General features: G+C 32.5%; 7 protein-coding genes, 2 other RNA genes and 2 pseudogenes. 5 read left to right on the forward strand and 6 right to left on the reverse strand.

Annotated elements, in window-relative coordinates:
- Positions 1–9: 9 nt before the first annotated feature.
- Both dnaX and ffs read right to left on the reverse strand, forming a co-directional pair.
- Positions 10–1593, reverse strand: a complete 1584-nt coding sequence (gene dnaX, locus JR312_RS03280) for a DNA polymerase III subunit gamma/tau (RefSeq protein WP_416647719.1) — start codon at positions 1591–1593, stop codon at positions 10–12.
- A gap of 16 nt (positions 1594–1609) precedes the next feature.
- An RNA gene (gene ffs / locus JR312_RS03285) (signal recognition particle sRNA small type) lies at positions 1610–1708 on the reverse strand.
- A 109-nt stretch (positions 1709–1817) separates the two neighbouring features.
- Between ffs and JR312_RS03290 the strand changes: the two are divergent.
- Together JR312_RS03290 and JR312_RS03295 are read left to right on the forward strand one after the other, a co-directional pair.
- A pseudogene (locus JR312_RS03290) lies at positions 1818–1940 on the forward strand (WPE palindromic element domain-containing protein); the annotation flags it as partial.
- 203 nt (positions 1941–2143) lie between these two features.
- A complete protein-coding gene (locus JR312_RS03295; protein ID WP_416647720.1) occupies positions 2144–2797 on the forward strand; it encodes a glutathione S-transferase family protein in 654 nt (217 codons plus the stop codon).
- Here JR312_RS03295 and JR312_RS03300 read toward each other — a convergent pair.
- Positions 2769–3445, reverse strand: a pseudogene (locus JR312_RS03300) (O-methyltransferase). The gene JR312_RS03295 and the pseudogene JR312_RS03300 sit on opposite strands and share 29 nt — an antisense overlap.
- Before the next feature lie 249 nt (positions 3446–3694).
- Here JR312_RS03300 and JR312_RS03305 point away from each other — a divergent pair.
- Positions 3695–3973: a DUF2671 domain-containing protein gene (locus JR312_RS03305; RefSeq protein ID WP_007302334.1), complete on the forward strand. Its 279-nt coding sequence runs from the start codon at positions 3695–3697 to the stop codon at positions 3971–3973.
- Positions 3974–4001: 28 nt separating this feature from the next.
- Here the strand turns inward: JR312_RS03305 and JR312_RS03310 are convergent, their stop codons facing one another.
- The 3 genes from JR312_RS03310 to ssrS all read right to left on the reverse strand — a co-directional run bounded on the left by JR312_RS03310 (position 4002) and on the right by ssrS (position 5388).
- Positions 4002–4694: a thioredoxin domain-containing protein gene (locus JR312_RS03310; protein ID WP_416647721.1), complete on the reverse strand. Its 693-nt coding sequence runs from the start codon at positions 4692–4694 to the stop codon at positions 4002–4004.
- A 53-nt stretch (positions 4695–4747) separates the two neighbouring features.
- Positions 4748–5209, reverse strand: coding sequence for a type II toxin-antitoxin system RatA family toxin (locus JR312_RS03315; RefSeq protein WP_416647722.1), 462 nt, complete (start codon positions 5207–5209; stop codon positions 4748–4750).
- A gap of 17 nt (positions 5210–5226) precedes the next feature.
- Positions 5227–5388: non-coding RNA, 6S RNA (gene ssrS / locus JR312_RS03320), on the reverse strand.
- 117 nt (positions 5389–5505) lie between these two features.
- Between ssrS and JR312_RS03325 the strand changes: the two genes are divergently transcribed.
- Together JR312_RS03325 and JR312_RS03330 are read left to right on the forward strand one after the other, a co-directional pair.
- Positions 5506–6090 carry an MlaC/ttg2D family ABC transporter substrate-binding protein gene (locus JR312_RS03325; RefSeq protein ID WP_416647723.1) on the forward strand — a complete coding sequence of 195 codons (585 nt, stop codon included), beginning with the start codon at positions 5506–5508 and terminating at the stop codon, positions 6088–6090.
- Positions 6087–7397 (forward strand): bifunctional folylpolyglutamate synthase/dihydrofolate synthase, encoded by a 1311-nt coding sequence (locus JR312_RS03330; protein ID WP_264330881.1) that lies wholly within the window; start codon positions 6087–6089, stop codon positions 7395–7397. Before JR312_RS03325 ends, JR312_RS03330 begins: the two co-directional genes overlap by 4 nt.
- The last annotated feature ends 213 nt before the right edge of the window (positions 7398–7610 follow it).

Raw genomic sequence — 7610 nt, forward strand, 5'->3', positions numbered from 1 at the left:
ATCCACAACCTACTCCTTATTTTCTATATTAACTACCTTTGCACCTTTAAACGTATTTAATATATCCTTAACTGCAGGTGCATAATTTAAATTACTCACTTCCCTATTCATATAACTCGTATCAACTATAATAACCCACTCCTGATTAGTAGCTTGATTTAAGTAACTTTTCAAGTCATTACAAAAATTACTGTTCAAGTTAGATACAGCTTTTAATTTTAAATACCCAAATTTACAATCTGTTAATTGTAGATTACTACACAGTTGTTTGTAAAGATAAATTTGGTTACTCCGCCTTAATAGTTGCAAAATCTTATCAAAATCGTAATTTTGTTGTTTATTTTTCACATGGATCCCAGTGTCACACACTGGGATGACAGAGTGGGGTTTTTCCACATATTTTTTTGGATCCGAGTAGTCAGCTACTTGGATGACAGAGGGGGAAGGTGCAACAGGTCTGCCCTGTCTATTTCCTTGCTCTACATTCTGTGAAAGAATTTTCTTGATCACCTGTTCCGGAGAAGGTAGATCAGAGAGATAGCAAAGACTAATTAGCATCATTTCAGCAGCAACATCGTTGCATGTTGAAACCTTTATATCTTGAATACCCTTAAGCAGCACCTTCCACAATCTCGAAAAAAATATTAAAGACTTTTTTGCACTCAAATCTTTTACTCTGCTCTTCTCATATTCTGTATCAATCTCTTTTGTAATTAAAAAACGGCATATTAACTGGATTGTTTGCAGCAGATCTTCAAAAATATTGAGCGGATTTGCTGTTTTTACCACATTGTCGAATACTAACAAAGCCTTCTGTAAATCACTATCTAATACTGCTTCCAGTAGATCAAATATAACGTTTCTATCTACTAGACCAAGTATGTCTTTAACACTTTGAGTGGATATTGTACCATCTTTGCTATATAGCACTGCTTGATTCATCAAAAATAAAGCGTTACGCATTGAATGATTGCAGTGGTGAGCAATTAATCCCGACGCTTCTTTTTCAATAAAATAATTTTCTTTTTGTGCAATATCATTTAAACGCTCCATTATCTTAGCTGAAGGAATGTTATGTAAGTCAAACCTTTGACAACGTGCAATAATAGTTATTGGTATCTTTTTTATTTCTGTAGTTGCCAGAATAAACTTTACGCTAGATGGTGGTTCTTCTAGAGTTTTAAGTAATGCATTAAATGCATTACTGGATAACATGTGTACTTCATCTATAATATAAACTTTAAATTTAGAACTTATTGGTAAATAGCAAATATCTCCCAAGATCGCTCTAACATCCTCAACACTAGTGTGACTTGCCGCATCGATTTCAACTACATCTGGATGGCTTGAATTTTTTATTGCCAGACAACTTGTACATGATCCACAAGGTTCAAAAGTTGGCCCCAATGAGCAGTTCAAACATAAAGCTATTATTCTTGCAGTGGTGGTTTTACCAATTCCACTGCTACCAGAAAGCAGTATAGATTGTGGAATTTTGTTGAGAGTAAAAGCATTTTCTAGTATACGCACCAATATATCTTGACCTACTAAATCTTTAAAGCTACTAGGACGATATTTTAATGCTATGTTCATAGCCTAGAATAAAACAAATAGTACAAATAGGTATGCAACCCAAAAAGATTCTGATATGGTTGCTTCATTTCTGACCTGACCAAGTTACAGAATTTTTGCCTGCATACCTTATAAAAGGTTATACTTTTTTTTTTTTTTAGCAAGGTATATTCTATATTAGCCTTATAATTTATATGTTAGACCTTTTGCAACATTACTTTGGAGTAAACAGCTGTTACCTAAAATACTCTTCTTCTGTCATCCCAGTGCCCAGACACTGGGATCCAGAAAACTTAATTTTAAATGAATACATTAGGCTGTTGTATAATAAGAACTGGATTCCAGTGTCAATCACTGAAATGACACCCTTCCGGTGGGGATTGCTCTCAAACTACAATGTTCGTACAGTTGTACTGGGATCCAAGTATAAAAATATTTGGAAATTACACAATGGACAATGGATTCTAGGAATATATGTTAAAAGTAATGTCCATAATGAAATAAGCTGGATTCCAATGTCACGTACTGGAATGACAACATATAGGTATTGGAATAACAAAAGAGGAATATTATGATTTTATATCATTTTCCTCTTTGTCCGTTTTCACGAAAAGTTAGAGCTTTTCTCAAGGAAAAAAAGCTGAGTTGTGATTTGGTATATGAAAATCCATGGGAAAAGCGGAATGAATTCATGGAGATCAATCCAATCGGACAAGTACCAGTATTAATAGATAATAACTTTGTAATAGCGGATAGTAATGCCATTTGTGAATATATAGAAGAGACTTACAATAGCGACGTCAAATTACTTGGTTCATCCACTATTATTAAGTCTAAAATACGCGCTTTAATCAATTGGTTCGATAGCAAATTTTACAATGAAGTTACTAAGTATATTATGAATGAAAAAGTAATTACTAACCGCAGCCCTGACTCTAGATTTCTTCATGCAGCTCAGCATAACCTGCCTTGCCATATGGAATACATCGAACACTTAATTAACAAGAACGTTTGGCTTGCAACCGATAAGTTCACTTTAGCCGATATTACTTTAGCATCACATATTTCTATAATAGACTACGTAAATAGTTTCCCATGGGAAAAAAGTAAGATTTTAAAAGAATGGTACTCCATTGTTAAATCAAGGCCTTGTTTTCGCGAAATATTATTAGAGAGAGTTTTTGGCTTAACTCCCCCTAGACATTACGCTGACCTTGATTTTTAACTTGCGTTAGTTTTAAAGCTACAGTCATTCCTTCGTCAGTAGGAATCAATATGGAGAAATATTTTTTTTCATCTGACAATCTATCATTAAACTCTCTCATAGCATGCCATGACTTTTCTGATACTTCTTTTGGAGGAGATTCTAAAAATACTGTATCAAATAATAGAGTGTTATCTGCAACGATTAGCCCATCTTGTTTAATGTATGACTCTGCCCAATCTAAATACTTAGGATAACTACTTTTATCAGCATCGATGAATATCATGTCAAATGGTGCCTTTGCTGATAATTCATTAATTTTTTCCAGTGCATCACCTTCTATTAGGGTAATTTTATCACTTAGATTAAAAGCACTAAAATTTTTTTTTGCTATTCTTGAGTGTTGAGGATTATTTTCTATTGTATATATATGACCATCTTTCGGTAAAGCTTTTACCATACAAATTGACGAATAACCATATAACGTGCCAATTTCAACTATGCTTTTAACTTTATGGATTTTGTAAATAAATTTAATAATTTTCCTTCTTCAGGAGTGATTTGAATACGTTGTTTCTTATTAAGAGTACAATGTTCTTCTACTTTTTTATACTCTTTTGCAAATAAGCTTCTTATGTACAACGATTTTCTGCTAAAGTTATGACGCACTAAGTTTTATAATATAAACTAAGGAGGTTTAATCTATATAAGATTTATAAATATAACAATAGGGTTAAGAATAATAAAATTTTTTATTTTAAGTTGTTATTTTATAAAGTAAAATTTTAAGTGACAAAGATTATTATATATTTTACTATAGTTAACTAGTATAATAACCAATTGTTATACTAGAATTGAGGGATCGTTTATTTACATCTCTCTTAAAATGTAATTTTATAATCAATTAGAGGGGGTTATATGTCTTATAACATTGCTAACGAAGTTGAAACGTTAAGCAAGAAGTCTAATAATAATGAAGGAGTGAAATTACTGCACAATCCAGCTTATCGCGAGAAGTACAAAGAACGCTTTAACGAAGCTCAGAAAAAAGTTATGGATATGGTCCAATTTTATGATGGAACGATAGTATTAATAGAGAATAAAATCGCTATGTATTATTATGCTTGGCACAGTAAAAAAAGAGAGTTTGAGCGTAAAAAGCAACAAACAGTATCAAAAAATAATGATTCAGCATAGGGCTTTTATATGGTAAGCTACAGTGTTATTACTTCACTATAGCTTTTCCATATAACTCATCTATTACATTAGTGAAGTATTCCAGCTCTCTATATCCTTCATGTTTGATTTTACCATTCTCTACATATGATTTGTCATCGTTAAGCTTGATGATGAATACAGGAGTAGCTGTGATATCAAGTTTATTAATTGCAAGTGATTTATCATTTATAATTTTGTCCATCATCTTTTTATCATTAATGCATTGGTTAAATACATCTTGCTTCAAATTGCTTAGTGCAGCAATTTTTTGTAGTATAGTTAAATCACTAAAATTAGAGTAGTTCCACGAGTCTATTGCATTAAACACAGCTTTGTTAAAATTAAAATAGTCTTCTTCTTTTTCATAGCAATAACTTAGCATTGCAGCTTTTAATCCTCTGTAATCTAGAGGAAAATGACGGAATATGTATAACATCTTACCTGTATCTATGTACTTCTCTTTGATTTTAGGAAAAACTTTCTTATGAAAAAGAGAACAGTGATAACAAGTGAGCGAGGCGTATTCTATCATTAAAATTGGTGCTTTTCGATCTCCTAATAATTTATCATCAGGCAATAGCAACAGTAGTTCTTTTGGTGTTATTTCATCAGTTTTTTGAGTGTTGGGTAAGTTTTGTTCAATAGCTGCATAAGAACTAACACTCATAAAAATAAGCAAGAACAATAATCTAAAAATCATTACAATGGAAATACTGAACTTATTAAAAAATTTATGCATTTATATAAATAATGTCAAGATAACTTTTGCTTAGCAAGACTTTCTACTCTGTCTTTAAATGCAGTAATTATTTTATTTTGTGCATATTTATACACCGAGTTTAATAAAGTAGAAAACAAATTGGATTTAAACTCAAACTCTATATAGAACTCTACCATAGTTTTATTTTTGCTCATAGGAGTGAATTTCCATTCATTGTATAAATGTTTAAATATTCCATTTGATGACACAGCTTTTATCCAGCTTTCATTTATTCCATTTGGAGAAAGAAAGGTCACTTCTGATGTATAACTTCCTTTAATGCCATGAAAAGCTGCAAGGAGGTCCACAATCATTTGGCTATCAGTTTTTTCTTTTATATAAACAGCTTTGCACCAAGGAACAAAATCAGGATACTTCTCAACGTCAATTACAACTTGAAACACCCTATGAGATGAACAGAAAAAAATACCTTTTTCTTTATATTGGTGAAGCATAAAACTGAATAATAAAAATGGGATCCATATCTACCGTCAGTCTTAGTAGATTCCTGAGACCTAAAGTTAAGGTGGGTATCACATACTAATTTCAATGAAATTAACAGAGGCAACCCCCTTGATCAGAGATTATCGCTCGGGAAATTTAACTTAACTCATAACGTATAGCACAGACCCCTAAATTAATTATAGATTATTTATATAGAGTATGTCTATAGATATATTAAAACTAGCGATCATTATTTTGCCTTTGTTAAATTTTGCATTTTAAGTATCATAGCTAATAAATATATCTTATGAATGTTATTAAGCCCTTAACCATTTTTATTTTAATATCCTCAAGTGCTTATGCGAGTTGTATAGGTCACAAAACTTTTGTGCTTGCCATGAAGCAGCAAGTAGATAATACGTCTATGAAAGGGAATAGAAAAAATTCAGAACATATACACGAAAAGCTTCAGAAGATTATTCAGAATAATGTTAACCTCAAAGGAATATCTCGATTTGTCATAGGGAAATATTGGAATTTATCTACTCAGAAAGAAAAAGAAGAGTTTCTAAAAGAATATGAAGTATATCTCGCGCGCTTGTGCGCTAAAATTTTGTATAAATACATAAATAATAGTGAAATGATCATAATGAGTACAAAAGCAGTTAACGATGAAACTTGTCTGATAGGAACAAGATTTTCTTATGGTGATGAGGAATTTACAAATATTGACTTTAAAGTTACTAAAAGTGACAGTTCTTTCTTAATAAACGATGTTGTAATGAGTGGAATAAGTATTTCTATTAATCAACGTTCTCAATTTAGTGAAAAGATCGACACGAATGGCATGGCAAGTGTAATAGATGAATTAAAACGTAACAATAATTTATGATATACATGCCTCATTGGCCTAAGCCGATTGGCAGTAGGCCAAAGGATTTTTCTCTTGATCGCATAAAAAGTTTTCTAAATAAACTGGGTAATCCCGAGAAAAAAATACCGCCAATAATTCACATAGCTGGCACTAATGGCAAAGGATCAACACTATCCTTTATAAGATATATAATGCAAGCAGCAGGGTATAAAGTTCATACGTACACTTCTCCACATTTAGTGAATTTTAATGAGAGAATAGTTGTTGCAGGCAATGATATCGATGATAGTGAATTACATAACTCACTGGAAGAATGCCGTATAGCAGTCGCAGAACAACCCATCACTCTATTTGAAGCCGCAACGACTGCAGCCTTCTTAGCTTTTTCTCGTCATAAAGCTGATATTACTTTAGTTGAAGTGGGTCTGGGTGGAAGGCTTGATGCAACAAATGTTATAGATAATCCGATTCTAACGATCATCACTTCCATTGCACTTGACCATACAGAATATCTTGGTCCTACCGTAGAAACCATAGCGGGTGAAAAGGCTGGAATAATGAAACCTAATGTTCCTTGCGTAATAGCACCACAAGAAAAATCTATAATGAACACGCTAGAACAACACGCAATAAACAAAAAATCTCCCTTATATAGAGGAGGATTTGAGTGGAATTGCGAAAAACAGAATAACAGAATAGTCTTTCAATCGACTATTCAATCAATAGAATTTTCTTTGCCATCTTTAAAAGGAGATCATCAAATAATCAATGCAGGAAACGCAATTGCAGCATGTAGCATTTTAAGTGGGAAGTATGGATTTAATATTGGAGAAGAGGACATTGCTTCAGGTTTACAGCGCACTTATTGGCCTGCGCGGCTAGAGTCTATAAAAGAAGGTAATTTAATTTCTTTATTACCAAAAGATTGGCAATTATTTCTAGATGGCGCGCACAACAATGATGGTGCCAGAGTGTTAGCTAAGTGGGTAAGAGACAATTTTGCTGAAGGTATCTATATGATCTTTGGTGTTACTCGTAACAGAAACGTCGCAGAGTTCTTAGAGCACTTAAAGCCATATATCAAACTACTATGCGCGATTTGTGTTAAATCTGAACCTAAAGCAACAAGTACAGATTTAATTAGAGAAGGAGCTCATAATATAGGAATCAATGCTATCGAATGTGAATCAATCAGAGATGCTATATCAAATCACATACTAAAAGCTTCTATACAAAACGTCAAAACCATACTAATCTGTGGCTCGCTATTTTTAGCCAGAGATTTGAGTATGGAGAATAGCTATCAATTAATCCAAGAACAATAAATGCACTACACAACTTGCTCTCTTCCATGAGCGTGAACACTATCGGGATTTACAATGCTGCTTGGCTTTTCGGGGGAACGTTCAAAAAAGTGTATCAAACCGAAAAAAAAGTAATAAATTGATATAAAAAATGGAGGTTTGATATGAGTCAAGCAAATAGAACTACTGGTTTGGTAGATTATAAAGAATTAGAAACAAATATCCTGTCATCTA

Origin of the sequence: Wolbachia endosymbiont of Nasonia giraulti, from assembly GCF_048054155.1 — a bacterium.
In the GTDB taxonomy this organism is placed as follows: domain Bacteria; phylum Pseudomonadota; class Alphaproteobacteria; order Rickettsiales; family Anaplasmataceae; genus Wolbachia; species Wolbachia pipientis_C.

What these genes read in the sequence shown, in the direction of transcription:
- JR312_RS03325 (WP_416647723.1), top strand. Translation starts at nt 5,506, where the DNA reads ATGAATGTTATTAAGCCCTTAACCATTTTTATTTTAATATCCTCAAGT.
- JR312_RS03330 (WP_264330881.1), top strand. Translation starts at nt 6,087, where the DNA reads ATGATATACATGCCTCATTGGCCTAAGCCGATTGGCAGTAGGCCAAAG.
- JR312_RS03305 (WP_007302334.1), top strand. Translation starts at nt 3,695, where the DNA reads ATGTCTTATAACATTGCTAACGAAGTTGAAACGTTAAGCAAGAAGTCT.
- JR312_RS03315 (WP_416647722.1), bottom strand. Translation starts at nt 5,209, where the DNA reads ATGCTTCACCAATATAAAGAAAAAGGTATTTTTTTCTGTTCATCTCAT.
- JR312_RS03310 (WP_416647721.1), bottom strand. Translation starts at nt 4,694, where the DNA reads ATGATTTTTAGATTATTGTTCTTGCTTATTTTTATGAGTGTTAGTTCT.
- dnaX (WP_416647719.1), bottom strand. Translation starts at nt 1,593, where the DNA reads ATGAACATAGCATTAAAATATCGTCCTAGTAGCTTTAAAGATTTAGTA.
- JR312_RS03295 (WP_416647720.1), top strand. Translation starts at nt 2,144, where the DNA reads ATGATTTTATATCATTTTCCTCTTTGTCCGTTTTCACGAAAAGTTAGA.